General features: G+C 46.5%; 24 protein-coding genes. 13 read left to right on the top strand and 11 right to left on the bottom strand.

Going from position 1 to position 21289, the window contains the following annotated elements:
- Window positions 1-515 precede the first annotated feature (515 nt).
- On the top strand, window positions 516-992 hold the full coding sequence (locus VHE34_RS16915) for a helix-turn-helix transcriptional regulator (protein ID WP_325590029.1): 477 nt from the start codon (window positions 516-518) through the stop codon (window positions 990-992).
- Window positions 993-1279: 287 nt separating this feature from the next.
- Here VHE34_RS16915 and VHE34_RS16910 read toward each other — a convergent pair whose 3' ends face one another.
- From VHE34_RS16910 to VHE34_RS16895, 4 genes are all read right to left on the bottom strand, one after another.
- Window positions 1280-1855 carry a PIN domain-containing protein gene (locus VHE34_RS16910; protein WP_325590028.1) on the bottom strand — a complete coding sequence of 192 codons (576 nt, stop codon included), beginning with the start codon at window positions 1853-1855 and terminating at the stop codon, window positions 1280-1282.
- Window positions 1848-2309 (bottom strand): helix-turn-helix domain-containing protein, encoded by a 462-nt coding sequence (locus tag VHE34_RS16905; protein ID WP_325590027.1) that lies wholly within the window; start codon window positions 2307-2309, stop codon window positions 1848-1850. Before VHE34_RS16905 ends, VHE34_RS16910 begins: the two co-directional genes overlap by 8 nt.
- A gap of 177 nt (window positions 2310-2486) precedes the next feature.
- Window positions 2487-3011: a Kiwa anti-phage protein KwaB-like domain-containing protein gene (locus VHE34_RS16900; protein WP_325590026.1), complete on the bottom strand. Its 525-nt coding sequence runs from the start codon at window positions 3009-3011 to the stop codon at window positions 2487-2489.
- A 680-nt stretch (window positions 3012-3691) separates the two neighbouring features.
- Window positions 3692-4990 (bottom strand): ATP-binding protein, encoded by a 1299-nt coding sequence (locus VHE34_RS16895; RefSeq protein WP_325590025.1) that lies wholly within the window; start codon window positions 4988-4990, stop codon window positions 3692-3694.
- Between the two features lie 191 nt (window positions 4991-5181).
- Between VHE34_RS16895 and VHE34_RS16890 the strand changes: the two genes are divergently transcribed.
- From VHE34_RS16890 to VHE34_RS16865, 6 genes are all read left to right on the top strand, one after another.
- A complete protein-coding gene (locus VHE34_RS16890) occupies window positions 5182-5586 on the top strand; it encodes a hypothetical protein (RefSeq protein WP_325590024.1) in 405 nt (134 codons plus the stop codon).
- Window positions 5561-6049, top strand: a complete 489-nt coding sequence (locus tag VHE34_RS16885; RefSeq protein WP_325590023.1) for a helix-turn-helix transcriptional regulator — start codon at window positions 5561-5563, stop codon at window positions 6047-6049. The genes VHE34_RS16890 and VHE34_RS16885 overlap by 26 nt, the downstream gene beginning before the upstream one ends.
- Entirely contained in the window at window positions 6049-6561 is a 513-nt protein-coding gene (locus tag VHE34_RS16880) for a hypothetical protein (protein ID WP_325590022.1), read from the top strand. Before VHE34_RS16885 ends, VHE34_RS16880 begins: the two co-directional genes overlap by 1 nt.
- A 390-nt stretch (window positions 6562-6951) precedes the next feature.
- Window positions 6952-8148 (top strand): hypothetical protein, encoded by a 1197-nt coding sequence (locus VHE34_RS16875; protein ID WP_325590021.1) that lies wholly within the window; start codon window positions 6952-6954, stop codon window positions 8146-8148.
- The gene (locus tag VHE34_RS16870) at window positions 8135-10423 is read left to right on the top strand and encodes a Mov34/MPN/PAD-1 family protein (protein WP_325590020.1); all 2289 of its coding nucleotides are present in this window, start codon (window positions 8135-8137) and stop codon (window positions 10421-10423) included. Before VHE34_RS16875 ends, VHE34_RS16870 begins: the two co-directional genes overlap by 14 nt.
- A gap of 10 nt (window positions 10424-10433) precedes the next feature.
- A complete protein-coding gene (locus VHE34_RS16865; protein ID WP_325590019.1) occupies window positions 10434-11150 on the top strand; it encodes a hypothetical protein in 717 nt (238 codons plus the stop codon).
- Between the two features lie 161 nt (window positions 11151-11311).
- Here the strand turns inward: VHE34_RS16865 and VHE34_RS16860 are convergent, their stop codons facing one another.
- The 7 genes from VHE34_RS16860 to VHE34_RS16830 all read right to left on the bottom strand — a co-directional run bounded on the left by VHE34_RS16860 (window position 11312) and on the right by VHE34_RS16830 (window position 17424).
- Window positions 11312-13318, bottom strand: a complete 2007-nt coding sequence (locus tag VHE34_RS16860; protein ID WP_325590018.1) for a hypothetical protein — start codon at window positions 13316-13318, stop codon at window positions 11312-11314.
- Between the two features lie 171 nt (window positions 13319-13489).
- On the bottom strand, window positions 13490-13894 hold the full coding sequence (locus VHE34_RS16855; protein WP_325590017.1) for a hypothetical protein: 405 nt from the start codon (window positions 13892-13894) through the stop codon (window positions 13490-13492).
- Window positions 13895-14312: 418 nt separating this feature from the next.
- Window positions 14313-14927: a hypothetical protein gene (locus VHE34_RS16850; RefSeq protein WP_325590016.1), complete on the bottom strand. Its 615-nt coding sequence runs from the start codon at window positions 14925-14927 to the stop codon at window positions 14313-14315.
- 18 nt (window positions 14928-14945) lie between these two features.
- Window positions 14946-15743, bottom strand: a complete 798-nt coding sequence (locus tag VHE34_RS16845; protein WP_325590015.1) for a relaxase/mobilization nuclease domain-containing protein — start codon at window positions 15741-15743, stop codon at window positions 14946-14948.
- Window positions 15733-16086, bottom strand: coding sequence for a plasmid mobilization protein (locus tag VHE34_RS16840; RefSeq protein WP_325590014.1), 354 nt, complete (start codon window positions 16084-16086; stop codon window positions 15733-15735). Before VHE34_RS16840 ends, VHE34_RS16845 begins: the two co-directional genes overlap by 11 nt.
- 62 nt (window positions 16087-16148) lie before the next feature.
- The gene (locus VHE34_RS16835; protein WP_325590013.1) at window positions 16149-16466 is read right to left on the bottom strand and encodes a helix-turn-helix domain-containing protein; all 318 of its coding nucleotides are present in this window, start codon (window positions 16464-16466) and stop codon (window positions 16149-16151) included.
- Between the two features lie 97 nt (window positions 16467-16563).
- The gene (locus tag VHE34_RS16830) at window positions 16564-17424 is read right to left on the bottom strand and encodes a hypothetical protein (protein ID WP_325590012.1); all 861 of its coding nucleotides are present in this window, start codon (window positions 17422-17424) and stop codon (window positions 16564-16566) included.
- A gap of 181 nt (window positions 17425-17605) precedes the next feature.
- Here VHE34_RS16830 and VHE34_RS16825 point away from each other — a divergent pair, with 181 nt between their 5' ends.
- The 6 genes from VHE34_RS16825 to VHE34_RS31290 all read left to right on the top strand — a co-directional run bounded on the left by VHE34_RS16825 (window position 17606) and on the right by VHE34_RS31290 (window position 21211).
- Window positions 17606-18334: a hypothetical protein gene (locus VHE34_RS16825; RefSeq protein WP_325590011.1), complete on the top strand. Its 729-nt coding sequence runs from the start codon at window positions 17606-17608 to the stop codon at window positions 18332-18334.
- A 42-nt stretch (window positions 18335-18376) separates the two neighbouring features.
- A complete protein-coding gene (locus tag VHE34_RS16820) occupies window positions 18377-18631 on the top strand; it encodes a S24 family peptidase (RefSeq protein ID WP_325590010.1) in 255 nt (84 codons plus the stop codon).
- A gap of 29 nt (window positions 18632-18660) precedes the next feature.
- The gene (locus tag VHE34_RS16815) at window positions 18661-19452 is read left to right on the top strand and encodes an SseB family protein (RefSeq protein WP_325590009.1); all 792 of its coding nucleotides are present in this window, start codon (window positions 18661-18663) and stop codon (window positions 19450-19452) included.
- Window positions 19453-19745: 293 nt separating this feature from the next.
- Window positions 19746-20222, top strand: a complete 477-nt coding sequence (locus tag VHE34_RS16810) for a helix-turn-helix transcriptional regulator (RefSeq protein ID WP_325590008.1) — start codon at window positions 19746-19748, stop codon at window positions 20220-20222.
- A 2-nt stretch (window positions 20223-20224) separates the two neighbouring features.
- Entirely contained in the window at window positions 20225-20875 is a 651-nt protein-coding gene (locus tag VHE34_RS16805; RefSeq protein WP_325590007.1) for a nucleotidyl transferase AbiEii/AbiGii toxin family protein, read from the top strand.
- Between the two features lie 84 nt (window positions 20876-20959).
- On the top strand, window positions 20960-21211 hold the full coding sequence (locus tag VHE34_RS31290) for an Imm32 family immunity protein (protein ID WP_422662671.1): 252 nt from the start codon (window positions 20960-20962) through the stop codon (window positions 21209-21211).
- The last annotated feature ends 78 nt before the right edge of the window (window positions 21212-21289 follow it).

The following is a 21289-nucleotide window of genomic DNA, read 5'->3' as shown; positions in this document are numbered from 1 at the left end:
ATGACGGTGGTAGATGTTTTGTCCAGATTTTATCAATTTGACCCGGCACAGGGTGTATCAACTAACTCCTGGGGGACTTGCATAAGCGGAAAGGCGATTAACTGGGCGTAACCCGATGCCCAGCAAAGTGGATTAATCGGCGAAGGCAAATCGAGGCCATTGAGGGCAGCTTGATCTATGAGATTGGATAGCTTTGCATTATACCCGGTCGGGTATAATTGCTGGCAAAATTGGAATTTTATACCCGATGAGGTATAGAATAGCCGGGGAGATCCAATCCGGCCGATGGTTGAAATTTACCCACGCAATGGGTGAAATTTACCCATGGACGTAATGACGAGAGGGTGGGAAAAGCCCTTGAAAACTGTCAAATATACCTTCAAAATTGACGCGATTTTTGGTTGCTTGCTAGGGTTGAATTTCCCCAAATAATTAATAAACAATGATTTACTTAAAGATTAACCAAGTTCAAAGATAATAAGCATATTTATGTAAGCAAATTTGTTTATTTTTGTATGCAAATGAATGCTTCAACTGAAATATTGAAAGGTATTCACCCGGGCATCGTGCTGGAACGCGAGCTGAAAAAAAGGGGATTAGCCAAGGGGCCTTTTGCCTTGTCTATTCACGAATTTCCCCAAACGATTTCAGCGATCACTAAAGGTAAACGCGGAATGAATACCTCTTTGGCTTTACGTATCGAAAATGCACTGGGTATTGAAGAAGGTTATTTTATGACCTTGCAGATATTTTATGAGATAAAGGAGGAGAAACGTAAACAAGAGAAATCCTTCAAGCCTGATTTGAGTCTTCTTCGCCCGGCGCTTTTTTGGGATACAGATATTAAAAAGATCGACTGGAAGCGACAAAAAAGAGCGGTCATCGAGCGGGTCTGGGAAAGAGGAAATGACCAGGAAAAGGCGGAGATGAGGCGATTATACGGAGATGAGGAGATAGAAAATATACTAAACAGCAAAATGGCCCGGCGATAATTATGTCCAATTGGGATTGGAGTGCAGTAGACCCGCCTCCCAGGGGGCATGAGGTGGCCGGAAAAGGACTTTTGGGACATCCATGAGTTATTAGATCACTATTCTATTGCCCAGATGCTAAGGAGTAAAATGAAAAAAGGATTACAATTGTAATCCTTCGTTTAAGTGACCCCGTCAGGATTCAAGCCATATCTTGGAAGCCTTGCCTAGCTTGTGTTTTAAAGAGCTTTGAGTTCGTAGTTCACCGGGGAATACACCAGGTGAGTTTGCGGAGTAAAAGTAGGGATTTATGATTGATAGTATGACCTCAATTTGGCAGAGCTTTTGATCAATCCGGTCGCTTCCAAATTCTTCAACACTTTTTCTCGGGGTAAAGCTGGGTTTTTTAGTGCCTTTATCTGGTTTTCAAGGGCCTTGATTGCTTTTTGTTTTTCCCGATCGATGCAGGCCGACACAAACATATCGGGGTGCTCTACACGCATGGAATAAGGGGCCAGTGCGCTTGACGGAAAGTCCTTTAAATTGGCCGTTACGATCAATTGGGCTTGTGCTTTGATGGCTGCGGCCAGGACGTGCCTGTCGTTGGGATCAGGAAGGTAAATTTCGGCGATATGCGATTCATAACCCGTAATGTTGGAGGCGGGGAAAGCCTTGTCCATTGATCGCTGCGTGGCCTCCAAGGCAGTTCTCGGAATATCCGGCCTTGCTTTGAGGAGATTTCTGATCCATTCCTCCTGAATGGCGGCTGTCCATAACGGGACATACACCCCAAGGCTGGCCAGATGAAGAATATAATCCCTCAGTGGTGCAGGATAAAGTACATTGGCATCTAATAGTGCTGTAAGGATCGGGGATCTACTCATTAGAATACCCCAGGCCGAGTTCCTGCGCCTGTTGAGCGAGGAAATTCAGCTGCTTTCTGCGGGTGGCTTTCATTCTCTTTTGATACGCTACTAAATCACTTACCTTGATGCGCCGATGAGTTCCTGCTTTAGAAAATGGAATTTCTCCCTTTTCCAGCAGGCGAACGACATGGGGCCGGGATACATCCAAATAGTCCGCGGCTTCCTGCGTTCCAACGGAGGAGTCAGATAAAATAATGGCCATCGATTTGCCAGCTGCCATATTTGAGATGATAGTGCTTAACAGACTAATAGCTTTATTGGGCAGGCGCAAGGGTTGATCACTATGTTGAAGCGTAATTTCCGTGTAATCTCCACGTTGACTAAGTTTTTTCGAAGCTTTTCTGAGCCTATCGACAGAAGTCCTTGCAATGCGCTGATCTTCTTTTGTTGTCTTTTCCATTATGGCTTCCATCTTACTGATTTTTATTAAATAAAGTTACATAAACGAAATAAACGAAACAAATGTCGATGTAAAATTTTTTCAAGTATTTGATTCTTATTGAATTAAATAACCGTCGACAGACTTGATTGGCGTCCTTTTTTGCCGTGAAATCTGCCAGGTTTTTAAAATTGTCCTTACCTTAAAGTATTATGGTACTTGCGTCGCGCTCGGAACGTCAAAATCCTGGTGAGTTAATTCTGAGTGTAGCCGCTTATTCTGTAAAACGGTCAAAACAGTGTCGATTGTATCCTCGGTGAATGTGATCTGGCCATTGTCGAACTGAATATTCCATCCTTTAGCTTCGTTAATTTGGTGCAACCTCTTCAGAAAGTCTTTATCGCGGTAATAGCCTAAACTTTGTATGACGGCAATCTTTCGGAGATATCGACGATTATTTCCTACCCGTGTTCGAAGGATGTCCATATTTGTAAAAATACCCAGTTGCTCCACCTCATCGTAAAGATCCTCAGCGTCCGAGATCATCCGTTCTCTGTAATTCAACAAGCTTTCAAACGATTTCAGCGAATAAATGTAGAGACGACCGCTAAAAAAGAGCATATCAATAGTTCCTTGGCGAGGCCGGCCAGGAGCCGAACTTTGCGGGGTAATTTTCAATCCCTCCAGTCGAGGGAGCAGGCGGAAACTGGCCTCCGCGGGGACAAGATGCCGCAAACTTTACTCGCATCTTGTCCCCGCGGAGGTGCCAACGGCGAACTTTAGTCCGGAAGTCTTCCGCCGTCGATCGCCGGCGGCAGCATATTCTATAGGAATAAAACCTCTGGTCGAAGTACCTGTGCGAGCCCGGGACGGGAGCGAGGAGGTACGACGAAGCGGACGAGACGGGACCGCCACCGCCACGTGTCCGGTAGTGCTGCGCGGGGAAGCCCGACCCCTGGGGAGGGCGGCGCGCAGCTACCCGCGGTCGGCCTTGGTTGTTCGGCCGGAGCGGGGCGGAGGCCAAATCATCAGACAAGCTGCCGGGCACCGGCAGGGGGCGGACGAAATGAGGCAGCGGGTGGACGCGGCAGATGAGGCGGCGAAGCGTACTGTGTTCGCGTGAGCGAGGAGGGCTGAGGAGCGAAGCGTACTACAGACCCCGCAGCGAATGCGATCGCAGCGCCTGATCGGCGCGGCCACGGGAGCTGCCCGACCGGAGGCCCCTGAAGCGAAAGAACCGTGCCAGACTGCGGACCCGGAAGCAACATACGCACGCCTCCGGCGACGCAATGAAGTGCGTATGTTGCCTTCCGGGCGAAGGCGATCTGCGAGGAGCCACTGCACCGCAAGCAGATGGCCTTCGGCATGGCACGTGTTCTTGCCGAAGGGGGTGGAGGGAGACGTTTTAGAATGCCTTAGAAATCAAAACTACCTTGGTTGTTGTCCTTTTTCAATTTATTGGAAACTCCGCCTAGTTTGCCTTTGCGGTATTCCTTTTCGATGGATGAATCAAGGCGAATAGGGTTATCAGCACGATGAGCTCTTCGAATAGAAGATTCTCCGAATTCATTTTTTTCGACCAGTAAGATTTGGTCTCGCCTCAGAATATTGTTCAACAGGATCGTATTGTGTGTGGTAAAGATCAGCTGCGAGCCGGAAACATTGACGGCTGGATCATTGAAGAACTGAATTAATAACTGCAACAAATCAGAATGAAATTTGGAGTCGATCTCGTCAATGAAAATGAGTTGACCTTGTTTGATAGCGTAAGCGAGAAAGCAGGCAACGATTAGGAAGCGAAGTGTACCGGCTGATTCACTTTTTAAAAAGTCAAAATAGACTGAGTCGATCGCTTTGTGACTCGGATCATAGAAGATATGTCTGGTATATAAACTGAAATCCTTTAGCTCCACTTGGTACCACATCTTCAAAATCTCTTCGTCTACGGCCAGTTTTTTCATGGTAAGACTGTCGATCTTATTTTGAATGCTGGCGAATCCAAGATCCGCTCTGTCAATGAGCATTTGGATCATTGGACGATAGTTATTGACAGAAAGGATCATCAAAGCACGACTGAGATATTGCTCATCGGAAACATCTGTAAGTACAACGTTGCCTTTGAACCAACTGGCAATCTCATCAATGGGTGAAGGGATGATCTTGGCAGTGATAAAGGAAGAAAGTAAGAGTTGGTGCTTTTGGGTGAAATGGATGGAGCGATCGACGAATTGACCTACGTCCTTTTGCCAGACCTTGCTGACCTTCGTCTCCTGTTCAAATCTGTGAAAAAGATAGTTATCCCGGACCCTCACTTGAGCGTAATAAAGCCATTCTTCAACGATCCGGTTGGCTGTTAGCCGAAAACCATATCGGTATTTGGTTTTGTTGAGGAAAAAAATAATCTCGAATTCACTGGGTTTTTCTGCCGTCGCAATGTTAAGCTTGAAATGATCAACATCCAAGGTTTCACTAGGAGTTGGATAGCTCGAACGCAGAATGAGCTGTTGAAAAAAAAGAAAGGATTTGATGAGATTGCTTTTCCCATGGGAGTTGTGGCCATAAATAGCAGATGACTTTAAAAGCCTGAAATTCATATCGTAGTGAATCGGAATATGGAGATATTCGGGGTACTCTTTCAGTGCATCAGGCATTAAGGTCAACACCGCTTTTTCCCGAAAGGACAAGTAATTCTCCACAGAAAAGCTTTGTAGCATGTTGCTGATTTTCAGGTCCTGAATATAGGGGGGAATTCTCGTCTAGTCAAATTTGATGCATAACTTTGAAATTCCTGACCTGTATTTATGAGTATTTTCGTAAAATATGCTCATCTGGGACAAAAATATAATAAATTTGGACAAAATTAAGCTATAGCTTAATTTTGAAAATATTAACCAATAGCTTAATTTTGAAAAGACAATGCAATATCGTGGCTACCTCGAACGACGGAAGGCGGCACATTTGCATTGACAAGATTAATAAGAAAGAGATACTCGCTTATCTCACCAGTTCGGAACGACATCTGAAGAAATGGCGGCACATTGTGGAGTTGTTACTGGGGGGACATGTCAACCACAAGTTGTATGACAAGGAAGAAATAAATGATAAGTCCAAGGGGGTAACGGCAATGAAGTTTTTCAAGGGGCAGGAGAATGATCGGATCTATTGTAAAGAACAGCGGACCAAAGAGGGGGTTTTCATTATTGTGGCAGCGCACCTCTATGAAAAGAAGAAGTCCCAGAAGGTGACAAAAAAGGAGATTCCATTAATCGAAAAAATAGGGCAATATGAATACGAAATCGAGAAACTTTAAAGTAGCGCCCGAGTTTGAGCAATTGTTTTCTTTTTCCGACACCGGAGAGAAATTGGAGCATCGGGCGCAGATGATCTCTTTTCGCATCTTGAGTGAAGTTGAAAAAGTTTGCGAAGAGCAGAACATCAAAATGAAGGATTTGGCCAAAATGGTCAATACTTCACCCAGTTATATCACTCAGCTGTTTCGTGGTAATAAGCAGATTAACACAGCGTTCATGGCTCGGTTCGAAGAGGCGATGAACATGATCTTTGCCTTTTCCTTATGCAAAGAAAAGGAAGTGCAGGATGATCTGTCCCGCATCCAAATGTTGGAAAATACGCTCAAAAGGCTTCGGGATTCCGATCCAGGTAGGGTGTATTGTTATGCGGTACCAGGGCGTGGAAAAGATTCGACCGATGAGTTGTTGAAAAATTTGGCTGAAGCAGATAATGAAGTACAGCCTGAAAAACAGACCGCATAATGGTACCAGTTCGCTCTGTTTTGAAGATATTGGACTTCTCAGTGCTGCAGATGGACTTTGAAGTGGTGACGCCCAAAAAAGAGGCTGATAGGCATATCAATCCGACTATGTACTTTGATCAGTATGAATTGGATCTTGATTTTTCCGGCTTAGAGCACGAATATTTTCAGGTGACAATGTCGGTGGAGATAAACTGCGGGGCAAACCCACTGCCTGGATACAGAATCTCGGCACAGGTGGCAACGATCTTTCAGTTCGGAGATACTAGCTCGATCACTGCCGATGAAAAACGCAGCATGGAGGGATACTCCACCGTGTATATGGCACTCAACAACCTTCGCGGGGTGATTGCAGGATTTACTGCCAATGCGCCGTTTGGACGTTATATGCTTCCTTCGGTTGATCTGAACGATCTGATAAGGAAGAAAAGGGAATTGAAAAGATCGGAGGCGCCCGCTCAGCCACCGAAGACTTTGACCAAGACCATAAAAAAGCGAAAAATGAAGAAATGACTATGACGACTAATAATTAAGAGAAAGGCCCCGTCAGTTCTTGCAAAACTGTCAGGGCCGAGGGGAAACCGCTTGTTGATGAGCAGTTCCCGGCGTGCTATCCAATCTCAAAGATAAGGGTTGGTCAATAATTACCAACTTTTAATTCGTCATCGCCTGACGATCTCTTAAGCCGCGCTCTCTCCCCATCATCCGGCTATGTAACTCTCTACTCCGAAAAATATTGAGGGTATTGTTTAACTATAATTGATACGATTATGGAAAGGGAAACCTATTTCTTAAGTCCGATGGATACGGGATGATCCGTATTGCGTATTTCTAACTTTAGTAGCATGAGCCTACACAATCGGTAGACAAGGCGGATTGATTAATTTTTCAATTTAACATTTTATGGCTTCACAAATAAAATACTATCCAGTAGATAATGGAGATATGACGATCATTTCCATCGATGAAAAAGGTTCAACGACGAATCTCCTCGTCGACTGTAATATCAGAAAATCGAGCAAAGGTGGCAAGATCGCGGAAGAATTCGACGTTCAGGCGGATTTGCTCAAAATCCTCAAAAGAAAAACCCATAACGGGATCAAGGACGTCCCGTATGTGGACGTCTACATCCTCACCCATGGCGACGACGATCACTTGCACGGTTTCAAGGATAATTTCTACCAGGGTGATCCAGCAAGCTATAAACAGGTGAACAAGGATAACAACGAGATTCTGGTGGAGGTCCTGTGGTTCTCGCCAATGGTTATGGGTACCGCCACCAATGATGACGAGCGGTGTTTCAACAAAGAAGCAAGACGCCGCATAAATCTACATTGCGAAAAAAAGGGCAACCGGAAGGATGCCGGTAACCGGATCGTTGTCATCGGCGACAACGGGCATGAAAAGCTCGACGATATCGATGACCTGGTCCGTTTCTTCCCCGGGGACGTTATCAAACGATTCAACGATCGGGATCTAACTCTTTTTTCCATTTTCATCCATTCCCCCTACCAAAAGGACCTAAAGGACGAGGAAGTGGATAAGAACAGGGTCAGCCTTGTTTTCCAGGCTCGTTTCCACAACACAGCGTCTAAAGATGGCTTTGCTGCGCTGATCATGTTCGGCGGGGACTCCAATTATGAAGCCTGGAAGACGATTATTGAAAAGACGAAGAAGCATGGCAATGAGAAAAAAGAGCATGCCTTGGAATTCGATGTGTTCATGGCACCTCACCATTGCAGCTGGACTTTTTTTGGCGGTGATTCCGACAAGGACGATGGGCCGGCTAAGTCGTCGCTAGAAGCTCTGAAGTACAAACGCGGAACCGCAAAGATCGTCGCTTCCTGTAAAGAGATCAAAGATAATAATGACAACCCTCCTCATTACCGGGCGTACCAGGAGTACGTGAAGGCATTCAAGGCGGAGAATGTCCTGGAGACAGCGAAGTATGGCAAAAAAGGCAAAACCCCGCAACCGATCGCTTTCGAGGTGACCCAGCAAGGACCCGTGATAGCCAAAAAAGAGGAGGGGAACGCTGCAGCCGCAGCGACCGGCGCAACGTCTACTGTGAACAAAACATCGGGGTATGGCAGCAGGTAAGTACAGCGACCGGTTGACGAAGTACGGTCAGGAGATTGCCAATCCTGACCTTATTCATTCGTTGAATAATCTCAAGGAATTCTTGGGGATGATGGAATTGGACCTGCTGGAGTGGGGCTGTAACGTGGTAGCGATTCCGCTGACAGTAAAGGTGAATCTTCCTTCATTGGGAACATTCCAAGACATCGACATAAGAGCAGAGGAGCCGATCCTGATGGTCCTTTTCCCGCGCCTGTACCCCATGACGGGCCCAAGAATCTATCCCGATCGACTGGACTTTCCTCGAAAGACCCTCGGACATCTCTATGTGCCCCAGGGTGAACGGCCGCCGGCTTTTTGCCTAGTGCGTGAGGATTTCGACGAATGGTACGCCGGCAAGCAAATGAAAGATGTCGTGATTCGGACGGCGAACTGGTTGCAGGATGCAGCGACCGGCGATCTCGTCGCCGACGGAGGACAGTTTGAACCGCTTCGGCTGGAGAACTACAGTGGAAAGATGACGTATGACTATTCCGAGCTTGCGGATATCATTGTGGCAAAGACGCCAATTCTTGAAGGGCATGGCTTTTCGATGGCGCTTTTTGAGCATGTATCAATAGAAGACGGACATCATTTTCGGTTCCTGGAAGTGCTGCATGATAACGTCACCGCATCAAGCGTGGCCCAAAAGATTCAAGTGGAGGAACAAAAGGACAGTAAAGATCCAACCCGCCGGACCCTGCGACTCGGGTTTTTGCTTTGGGCGCGGGATGATGCTGCCTACAAACACTATGACATCGACCTGCCTCGTACCTGGGGCGCGTTCAGAACCTACTTCGAGCAATACGGAGTGGATGTCCGGCAATTCGAAGGTAGGATCGAGTGGTTTAACTCCCTTCTCTCATTGGAGCAAACACCTTTCGTTGTCGCCATCAAAAGGCCGGCGCCGCTTATTGGCTTCCTCACCGACCTGGAACTTATGAATTTCCACATGGAATGGAAACAGGGTGACGTTACGAAGGACGGCATCAAAGACGACACCCCGATGGCATTTAAAAAACACGAGCAGCCACTGACTGCGGTGAAGGCAAGGGAAATTTCCGGTTCTATGGCCAATTTGACGAACCAATCGCTGATGGTAGGGCTGGGCGCGGTCGGGATGCGGATCGCACTTCACCTGGCCAAAAGTGGCGACATGAAATTTACCTATGCGGACGGCGATTCATTGGCACCGCATAATTTCACCCGCTTGCCCCTTTCTCCGTTGCACACCGGGAAGCAAAAGACTTCGGCATTACTGCAAGAGCTTTATTTTTTGTATCGTCAGGGAGATAGCTTGAAGGCCGGCGCGACTGAAATGGACGTCATTCGACGGCAGGATATGGAAAAGCAACCCTACGAGTGGATCCTGGACTTCACAGCGAGCTCCAGGTTCATGAACGAGCTCGTTCAAGCCAGTGTTGCCGTCAGCCCTCGGATTGCAAGAGGCCTGATCTCCGATTTTGGTAACCTGGGTATCCTGATGTTCGAAGGGAAAGAACGGAATCCAAGGGTGGATGATCTCCAAGTGGCGTTATTTGTGGCCGGCCGAACGAACCGGGACATTTCGGCTTGGTTGCACAGGGAGGCATCCTCAACCCCCAAAGCAACGAGTTTCGCAACCGGACTCGGCTGTTCTTGCGAGACGACGATCCTGGCCAACGATCGGATTGACATCCATGGCGGGCTGTTAAGTGGCCTCCTGAAAGCGGAAACCCACTTCCTTCAAGGGGAAGAAGGAAAGATATTTCTCAATCAGCTGGCGGATACTCCCTTTTTTCAATCGAAGAGTGACCAGTTGATCGTGAAGCCACTCGATGTAGTGGAATGTGTGAATGACAAGCAGTGGCAGGTGCGCTACGCCTCGGGCATCTTACAGAAGATGAAAGACCAGATGAAGAAGGCCTTTCCGAGGGAAACCGGAGGTGTCTTGTTGGGCGTTGCCAATCATAAAACCCGCGTGATTCATGTGGCCGGTTTGATCGACGCACCGCCAGACAGCCGCAGCAATCTGGTATGCTTTCTAAGGGGCAAAGAGGGGTTACCCGAGAGCATCGACGAGGTTGTTGCAAGAACAGGCGGCCAGATCGGCTACATCGGCGAGTGGCATAGCCATCCGTGTGGTCCGGAAGCAATGAGCCCGACAGACGAAACTGCAGTCGCCCGATTTAAAGCGGAATACAAGGATTTGACGACTCCCTTACCTGTATTTTTAACCATTGTTACTCCAAAATCTGTGTTGCCATTTATTTATTAAAACAGCAAGCATGTTAACTAAATATGAGTACAAGGCCCGGTATGCGCCGATGATGCTGATCTTTGTTCCCGTGTTCTTTGTCGCGGGCATCTTTTCGATCGAATTAAAAAGCTTTCTTCCTGTAGCCTTAGGATCGGTGTTCCCCACGATCCTTCCCTTTTTCATGGCACAGGTTGGCAGAGATAGAGGGAAGAAATTGGAACCTGCCTTATGGCTAGAGTGGGGAGGTATGCCGTCAATCCAGGTCTTAAGGTGGCGCGATAAGACAATCAACGTTCTCACGAAGGCCGCTTTACACGAAAAATTGCAGCGATTGCGTCCGGTCGACGTTCCGCCAACGGTAACTATCGAGCAAAATGATCCGGCTCACGCAGACACGATCTACGAAGCGTGGTCAGACTATGCGAGGATGAATACCCGAGATACAAAAGAGAATCCACTTGTCTTCCGCGAGTTGATGAACTATGGGTTCCGCCGCAACATGCTGGGACTTAAAGGGCCTGCCGTTGTCGTCTTGTTTTTGACCGGTGGTGCAGTCTACGGCGCCAGCGCGGGAAGGAGACATTCATTCGATCCACTAGATTTCCCCCCCACTTTTATGTATGCCGCTATCGGCTTGCTATTGGTGCTTCTCATTTGGCTCGCCCTTGTTAACAAGAATTGGGTAAAGTTGGTCTCTTTTGAATACGCCAAACGCCTTTATGAGGCGGCAAGCAAATTACAATGACGATCTGCTGAAGTTCTTTGATCTATTTGATTGAATGTTACCAAAATAGGTTATAACTGTTTTCGGCATGCCCGCGTGCTGAGTTGATTCGTTATGAGTAGAAGAGGAATCATGAAAAGTGTTCAATAAACTTTGTGGCCAATACGGGAACTGAAAGACTTTCATTCGGATCGCAGAAGTGTTAACGCATCTTTACACGCCGTTTCAATGGCTTCCACAATCTCAAACTCTCCCTTGCAATGATTCTCGAAGTTCTCGAGGGCATTTTTTGCTTCAGCGGATAGATGGGGCACTTCAGAAAAAACGTCTTTCATGAATAAATAGATGGAAAATAATGATGCATAGGTGGTGAAATAATATTCCGCCAAGGCTTTTTCCAGGTAAGGCTTGAGATTGTCGGTATTGTCCAGGATATCTTTTTTGGTGAGCAAATGCAACCGGACAGGTTTTCCCAACGCTTCGGACAAATCGAAAACCTGCTGTGACCAATCCTCATAGACCTCTTTCCATTTTTGGGCAATATCGGCCACAAAGAAAAGTGAAATTTGGTCTGCCAAAAAGTTTTCTTCGAATTCCGTCACCCGGGCTTGGATCTGGGAGTATTGGCCGTTCACTTTAACGAGGCCGATCAACCTGAAATACAAATTGAACCCGTCTATATCCGAAAATACAATAAGATTGCGTTGATTGATCAACTTATTGACTTGGATGAGCGGCGTTTTTATCTCTTCAAACATGAGTGCCAGGAATCGAATATCGAAAAGAAGGTCGTAGCATTTCCACTCATCCACCTCTTCATAACCATAATGCATAAAATTGTTGCGTAAAGCGGGTATATAATACTGGAAATAGTCTAGATAATTTTGCGCCCGCTCATATTCCGCTCGAACGCCGGCAACCTTAGAGGGAAGCCCGGTATATTTTTGGTCTGGCTGAATGGCGGATGCCATTTCCGAAAACAACCCTTCGATTTGGGATAAGGCCAGCGCAAAGAAGCCATGCCACTGACTCTGATCAAATAGGGTCTTTAATTCCGCCGCAATGGGTAGTCGTTTGCCCAGAATGGACGGGTGGAAGGCAAAGGAGTGTTTTATCTCGTCAAATGCTTCCGCCGGCGACCGGTAGATAAAAAGTTCTTTATAAAACGCCGGTTTGTTTGTAGCATATAGACTCCATAAGGCGTTGGCCTGGGCCAGGGGAAGATCGATGTCATACAACCGGTGCCTCGAGAGGTCAATGAACCGGTGATCAAAATATCCAGTTGTATTGAAAGGCAAGGCCGTTAGATAGGGTCTGTCTAGATAGTCGCGTTGGAGTTGTGCCGCTATTGATGTATCAAAAACCTCATTGCACTTGGCGGTAATCCGAGCAGGCAGCTGAAAAACTAAGTGGTGGAGGATCTTTTGCTGTTCAGTGACATTTCGCATGTAAAAATCAAAAATCATCCGTCCTTCTTGCGATTTGGGCTCGGCCGGTCTTTTGAGAAAAACCTTAATGGTCCCGAGCGATTCATAGAAAAGAACTTGCTGGCTCCTTTTTTTCAAATCAGCATGAACTAGAGATTCGAGGTCTTTTTTCTCGTCGAACGGTAGTTTGACGAAATTCAGAAAGCTGTTAATAAAGGCAACCGCCGGATCGGGATGCTTTGTAGAGAAGATTCCGTAATCCGAAAAAAAATCGTCGTGCCGGGCAACCAGCATTTGGTATACGCGACCCTGACCGCCCTCTGCCAGCCATTCCGCGATTTGCCGGTCGTAATTCAACAATAAAAGTGTTTCATACGCTAAGGCTTCAAACGAAGGTGCATATATCTTTGCCCCTAATAAGCGTAACAGATCAGCTCTGAAATACCGTTCCCCCTCCGTTTGAGAGTAGTGTTCGAAGACGATCCGTTTACGCAATAACTGAAGCCCGGGACGGAGATAAGTTGGAAGCAACTGCTCGATTTCCTCGTCCTGGAAGGTGCCAATACCATTTTGAATATTTTGCAGAAAGTAAGTATAATACGCAGGGGTCGCTTGCTCCATCGCCCGGTAGATCGTTCGCGGCTCTGGCGGCAACGATCCAGACGGGGCAGTCACCGTCGTTAACAGGAAATCAGTTTCTGCTGGCATCTCTTGCCAATCCAATGCTACCTGTAAAAAACCTTCGGGCGTAATGGCGTACATTTCTCCGCCCAAGGGGAATGGCTGGTTGTCAAATTCCCGGTGAAGCCTGCTCCACTCTTCCTTTAAGCGAGCTGCCGGCTCCGAGTGCTGAGTTTCGAAGGCGGGAGAAATAGCCAGCGCTACTGCTCCCCAGCTATTGTATAGCCTTCGGGATGAGGCGTTATCGATACCCTATGCCCGGCTCAATTCCAATGCCTCTTTAAAAATGTCCATCAACCAAGATGGCCCTTCGATCGAATGCCGCAAGGGTAGGACAAGCCCTGTTCCCAATGCAGCGACATCGCCCGCAAAAACCATTGTATAGGTATTAAAACGCTTTGTTGAGACTCTTCCGTACCTGATAGGGCACCCCACAGGCATTTTCAAGTCGAGACGCAAATGCTCGTCCCGCCAGGCTTGCCGAGCCCTCCCTTTTTCGAGCTCGATGGCATTTTGTTCATTTTCCCAGTACAGCGAGCCGATCACCAGAACGGCGCCTTGTAATTTTTTTGTCATCGGAATTCCCTTTGGATTTGCTTTTTTTCGACAAAAAAGGTTTCTGAGCCTGGCCAACCATCTTTGGATAATTCTTTTCATTTTTTCGTAAACGAGCCTTTTTTTTGCCGAAGCATGCGTAATCTACAAACATTTCGCGGGGTAGCCCACCGTAAAAACACCGGGATTTTTGGCTGGGATCCTTTTTTTTAAATAAATCCAACCGACTTCCGATCTCCTTGTGAAATATCCGCTCCCAATGGCGCCATATTGCTGGAAACGACAAAAGATATCTCCTTCTTCGAGACGAGCCGTTGAAGATGACATCCTGGACCAGCCTGTCACGCTGCGGGACCGCCTCCCTGGTATACAAGACGGAATTTAGGCCATATTGCACCCTATTAACTTTTGGAAGGCTTTTTCCAGTCTACATTTCTGGCAATTTTCTTCGTTGGATGAGTAGCTCGAATCAAGTTTCCAAAGGGAAGCTGGGAGAAACTGACAGAGCGATGATATGCGATCAATTGGATTTCCCTCCGGGCTGGCGGCTCCATTTTTCTTGCAAATCCTTTATTTCTTGCCGTTTTTCTTGCATCTGCTTGAAGTCTTCGAAACTATCGAGTTGGATTTTCTCCTGGTTCATGACCACTTTGCGGAACTGGTCCGGATTCGAGGTGTATAGGCTATCCAATTGGTGAAGGTATTTTTGGCCATTAGGTGACTGAAAAACCTTTAGGTATCGGTATTTCATATCGTTTTCACGGTGCTGATCTGCCTCGGACCAAGCGTAATATAGCCACAAAAGGAGGCCGTTGATGATCAGGAACATTACCATGCAAGCCGCAATGGGCTTACTCAGATGATGCTCATGGCGGACTTCAGTCTTCACGGGCATGCTGAGAAGTTGGGAATGCGTCTGCAGGACCCTCGTTAACGAAATGATCTGGGGGAGCGGCATAAAAATCTTATTAGGCAGCTCTTTTATTTCGGCTTCCGCTGTTCCCAGGCGGTCATCGATATTTTTTAGAGAAACGGTGTGATCGGGAAGGCTATTGACCTGGTTCTGCAAACCGGCGGTCTTCTTTTCAAGAGCTTCGACCGCCCTGACTACCGTATCCCAAAGTACTTCGCTCATAGATGAAAAAGATTTTGTTTACCGGGACTTACCATGTGATTGGGAATAACCGAGACCATATTGCTGCTCCTGTTCGAGCGCCAGACGCTTGGTTTCAAAATGACGCTCGAGTCCGAAAAGCGAGAATTCCCGGTCGATTTGGCTGCCTTTATAGCATTGTTTTTCGAGTCGGAAACTGATGCCCTCCGGCTCCTGGGTCTGCTGGTTAAGCTTATATAGGATGTCGATTCCACGTTTTAGAAGCCTCACCTCCAGGTCAGTTAGATCCTTGCTCTTTGGCAAATTTTCGACTATCGCGTCGTAAATCTGGTATCGCTTGGCCTCCGCCGGCTGCAAGAATTCCTTGTGTGTAAGGGCCAGATCTTTCGTTCGAACGGCCTTTAAATTGTGTTCGCGGGTGAGCTCCTGTGCCACCTTTTTTGCTCGCAGACCGAGCCAGCCTTCGGCGATAGAGCGACCCTCGTTGTCGACCCGGTTGGCGATGACATGCATGTGCAAGTGCTCCTTGTCGGTGTGTTTGGCGATAACATATTGGGTATTGACCATGCCGATTCGGGTCAGATATTGCTCCGCGATACCGACCATTTTCTTGTCAGAAACCCTTTCTCCAGGATAGGAACTAAGGACGCTGTGGAAGACAGCCTGTCGTTTACCCGGACGCAAGGACCGCTGGTTTTCGAAATCGTCGGCCATCTTTTTGTGGTCATGGCCCCGTACCCCTTCGGCCTTTAATACCTTGGCCCGATTCCGGTCCTGACACACATATTGGCAGCAGGACCGGAAGGATCGGGCGGCGGGAAGTACCTTACTTATCATGGTTAAATTGGTCGATGAGGTTGTCAATTCTAGAGCGCAAGCCCTCGAATTGAAGGGTGGCCTTTAGCATTCCTTGTTTGTCGGCGATCTCTACAAGCTGGTGGATTTCCGCGGTCATTTTGATCAATTGCTTGGCAATGTTCCGGTCCTCTTCACCTGGCCGGGCAGTCACTTTTCCATTGATGGCCATGTGTCGGAGATAGGCGGTTAGGGTCATACCTGCGCGCTCAGCCTTCTGGGTGATGATGAAACGTTCACTAAGCGTCAGTCGGATTCCCATCGGCTTCTCTCGTTTGATGGGTTTGGTCGGTCTTCCGGTATTCTTCTTTGATTGACTAGACATGCGCTGAATTTTTAAAATTAGTAATTGGCGAAATACGGCGGCGGGATTTTCGCGCTACGAAATCACCGCTCGCTCTTTTCAGACTGAGAAATGCTTCCCTTTAAGAGGCTTTCGATGTCGCTCATCAGGAAATAGACCCTTGCCCTCACCTTGTAGGGTTTCAGCTTTCCGTGCCGTGTCCATTCATAAACCGTAGGTTTGGTGATCTGAAACAGATCGCAAACCTCTTTGATGGTCAGGAGGGGGCGGGCGGTCATTCCTGGCGGCGTGGTCGGGTAACTGCCATGGTTCAGTTTCTCGGTTAGTAACCGATCCATTACCTCGGATAGCTTTTGCCAATATTCATCAGATGAGATGGGAAATAAAATAGGAGTTTCCATACTTGCTTAAATTTTAAAGCAAGTTGATAAATTGAAGAAGATGAGGAAAGGAAGATGCGTCTTTCAGAGTGCAAAGACACATCTTTTGTACCTGATTTTAAGAGCCCAGGTTATTTCCTAGATAACATAGTAGGTGTGCAGCCGCTTTGGCCATGTCAGCATCACCGATCGCCTCATAATGGTGTTGCAGCTTCTCCATGTATTTGCGATGTGTAGTTCTGGCGTTCTCCGTGCCCAGGATTATAGATTTTCGGCTCTTATAGTAATTTACCTTGCTCAGGATATTTTTTGGCCGGCAGCCTGACATATCGGAATGGAGTAAAATCGTCTCGTGAATGTTACCGCTGTATATGTTAGGTCTGCCGATCTCCTGTTTGATAAGCTCGTTTAATAAGAACAACGGAATGACCCCTTTACCAGGATGAGGCAAGTCCCCCTTAACTTCATCTGGATCAAAGCTTTCAACCCGCTGAGCATCTAGTTGATCAAATTGGGCTTTAGCATCTGGTTGCGGAGTCATATTTACCTTTTGGGCTTCGAGGATCTCCGATCGTTCTTTCCATATAGCATCTGCCGCATGACAGATGATTCGGTAGGACTCCAGGTATAGACTAAAGAACAGCAGTCGGAAAAGGAAGACATAGCACAGAATATTGGCCAGATTAAATAGTATTATTTTCTGATTTTGAGAGCTTAATGCGCCAGCCATCAAAAGCATAGCCAAAGCGGAAAAGGCGACAAGCGGAATATGTAGAAAAATCCATTGGGCCATCTTTTTTCGCCGATCGATTGCATATTGCAACGTATAGGGACCAAGTTCGTCGTTTCCCTTTTCGACTGCCTTCAATAACTGTAGTTTGGTATGTTCCTGTTTGGGCTGTGCCCAAAACATCAAGGTCCTAATAACAGCTTGCATAGTCCCGTTTCCCTCAATCCACACGCTCACAAACTTTCTCATCTATTCCATAATTTTATTAAATTTAGACATTTTTACGAATTCGGATATGCTTTAAAGTTGTTAACGTTTGATGATGTAATACTTGAAGGGATTGATGTGTCACACAAAGAAAACCTGACCATTAATTAATCGATTGAAAATAAATCCTAGGCGCCGATTCGAAATGTAATTGAAGTAAATTATGTGCCACGAAATACCTTTTTATCACGCTGGGTACTACCTAATAAAGATAAGACCCGTTGTTGGGGGGAGCCAGATTTCAAAGCGTCTTTTTACGTGTAGCACCTGTATTAACGACGGCTTGCTTGATTCCTGGTCTTATTCCTGGACAACTAAAAATAACGACGGGATTGATGAGATTAAGGAAGAATTGCAGCTCGACGATGAGAATATTCAGTCGATCAGGGCTTGGGTTGATCGGGCATTTGAGGAAAGGGGAATCGGATGGTCTAATTTGTTTTATGACCTTGAAACGGTACAGCAATATAGCCGGACATTTTTTCCAAACGTGTCGGATAAGCATATTTTCAGCGTCTATTTTTCCGAGCCGGAAACCGCCGACCTTCTTTCGGAATTTGCGCCGGAAAAGGAGGGTCTTGGATCTATCGGCCTATATAATAGTTTGAAAAAAAAGGTTCCTGAGGTCGTTTTAAGCGGGGAAACTTTTGTCGGATTTGACATCATAGGAATTGAGTACGGCGGAGACTTCCATACTTTTTACTGTCATGATATTTCCAAAGAATTGGTCGAACGGTTTAATTTGAAGATAAATGCATATGGCCTATTTGAGGATAACGGAGATTGGAAATCTATCATTGATTATATGAATGATGGAAGAAACGGATTTGAGCCGGTTCCTTGGTTTGTCTGCAAGACAAAATTAGTTAATGATGGAGGACTGCCTAAATGAGCTGGGCTAACCTATATCGAGAGACTAAGGAACGGCGAGACGGTGCAATTCCGACCCAGGGGCAATTCGATGAAGGGGAAGATTGAGTCGGGTCAGTTGGTAACAGTCGAGCCGATCGGGGCCAGACAACTGGCAAAGGGGGATATCATATTGTGCAAGGTCAATGGGAGCCAGTACCTTCACCTGATCAAGGCGATTCAGGGGGAGCGGTACCAGATAGGGAACAATATTGGCCGCATCAACGGTTGGATTGGGATTGGGTCGATCTATGGGATTTGTACGGAAATTTTGAAGTAAAGCAGAGCGAAGGCTTAATATTCTAACCGATGAAGATGTTTCAGCGAATTTTTGGCAAGGGCGAAATGGCGAATAGGCCGGACAATACCAGACTTTTGCAACTCTTGGATGTTTACTGGATGACTGACGGGAAAGGCAATACATACAAAAATGTCGTGCTAGAATTGATGAACGGGAACTCTTTTCTCTTGTTGCCGGGTCCGAATGAAGTCTGTAAGCAATCTGACGATTGGATAACTACCCAAGAGGCGATGACCTTGAAACTGTCGTCGCTGTATACTCATGATGGACTTAAGGTATTGGCCGCATTTACGGATGAGAAGGCGCTGCTGGAATGGTCGAAAAAACCGTGCCCATATGCTTCAATGCGGTCACAGGATTTGCTGGAATTGTGTGAGGCTAATGGAATCAAAAGGATTGTTATTAATAACAATTCATCTAATACTTTTGTGCTGGAAAGGGGAGGGAAGTACACCGAAGAATATGAAGTTCCGGCAAACAGCGAGGTACAGATCGGCCTCCCAAACACACCGTTAAATCGACTCCTTCTTGAAAAATTGATCGCCCGCTTTGGCAATCTGGATAACATTAAGAGGGTCTACCATTATGGGCAGACGAATGGCAAAGAAGTCAGTCTGATACTCGGATTTGAATTAACCAGAAGGTCGGATAACGGGAAAAAGGCCGTCGTTGGTTTGGTTCGAGACACAATTGGTAATGAAGAATTGCCCCATCCGCTGGACATTTTTTTCATCGAGACGGAAGAGTGTAGAAGGCAAATTAGGGCCATTGGAGGTAGCTTGATCTATGAGATTGGATAGTCTTTGATTGTACCCGGTCGGGTATAATTGTTGGCAAAATTGGAATTTTATACCCGATGGGGTATAGAATAGCCAGGAAGATCCAAACCGGGCGATGGGTGAAATTTACCCATGGACGTGATGACGAGAGGGTGGGAAAGCTGTCAAATGTACCTTCAAAGTTGACGCGATTTTTTGTTGGCTCGCATGGCTTGAACTACCCCAAATGACTAATAAGCAATCATTTACTTAAAGATTGACTAAGTTCACAGATAATAAACGAATTTATGTAAGCAAATTTGTTTATTTTTGCAATGCAAATGAAATCTTCAACTGAAATATTAAAAGGTATTCACCCGGGCATCGTGCTGGAACGCGAACTGAAAAAAAGGGGATTGGGCAAGGGGCCTTTTGCCTTGTCTATTCAGGAATTTCCCCAAACGATTTCAGCGATCACCAAAGGTAAACGCGGAATGAATACCCCTTTGGCTTTACGTATCGAAAATGCACTGGGTATCGAAGAAGGCTATTTTATGACCTTGCAGATCTTTTATGAGATAAAGGAGGAGAAACGTAAGCAAGAGAAATCCTTCAAGCCCGATTTGAGCCTTCTTCGCCCGGCGCTTTTTTGGGATACAGATATTAAAAAGATCGACTGGAAGCGACAAAAAAGAGCGGTCATCGAGCGGGTTTGGGAAAGAGGAAATGATCAGGAAAAAGCAGAGATGAGGCGATTATACGGAGACGAGGAGATAGAAAATATATTAAACAGCAAAATAGCCCGGCGATAATTATGTCCAATTGGCATTGGAATACAGTAGACCCGCCTCTCAGGGGCATATTGACGGACGTAATGAACGAACCGCTCTTTGACCCCTTCCGGTTAGTGGGTGGGACGGCTCTATCGTTGCAGTTGGGACATCGCAAATCGGTCGATATTGATCTCTTTACGGATGCTCCATACGGAAGCATCGATTTTGATGCTATAGACGCCTACTTTCGGCAGCATCATTCCTACGTCAGCAAACCAACGGCAGGGCCGGTAGCCTTCGGGCGTTCTTATTTCGTCGGGAAAGATTCTCAGCAGGCGGTAAAAGTGGATATCTATTACACTGATCCGTTCATCCGGGAGCCCACCCTGGAAGACAAAATCCGGGCGGCTTCTACGGAGGAGATCACTGCTATGAAAATCGACGTTATTGGCCGAGGTGGACGGAAAAAGGATTTTTGGGACATTCATGAGTTATTAGATCACTACTCTATTGACCAGATGCTTGCCTTACACGCCGAACGCTATCCGCACATTGAAACGGGAGCGGCCCTTAAAGACAAACTTATAGACTTTGCGCTGGCGGAAGACGATTTTGACCCGAGCTGCATGAGGGGGAAGTATTGGGAGATTATAAAGTTGGATCTGATTGAGGTGGTGACAGATAATAAATAAATAGGCACATGGAGAAATTTGCGTCAGCGATTACCGCATTTGGACATATTTATTATCCAAGACGAAGACGATTTCGACGTGAAAATGGAAAAATCGCAGGAGAATCTAATTCATGGGGACTCCAAAGGCCTGAGATCGTCAGCAGCCCTATTGATAAAATTGGCTGACACAAACCAGAATGACAATGCTGACCTTCCGATAGGTGCAAGAGAACATTTGCACCTAGGGCCAGGACATGGTTTAAGTAAAAGCTCGGAAAGGGTTATATTGGGAAGGTTAGATGCAAAAGGGACGGGTATAAGTAAGACTTCACAGCCCTTTGTTACAAAATATTGAAAATCAGCCGCAGAAAGTAAGACGGGATAAAATGAAAAAAGGATTACCAAAGTAATCCTTCGTTTAAGTGACCCCGTC

Source organism: Puia sp. (assembly GCF_035546395.1).
Lineage (GTDB): Bacteria > Bacteroidota > Bacteroidia > Chitinophagales > Chitinophagaceae > Puia.
Note: the sequence above shows the minus strand (reverse complement) of the source record. Positions and strands in the feature narration are given on the sequence as shown.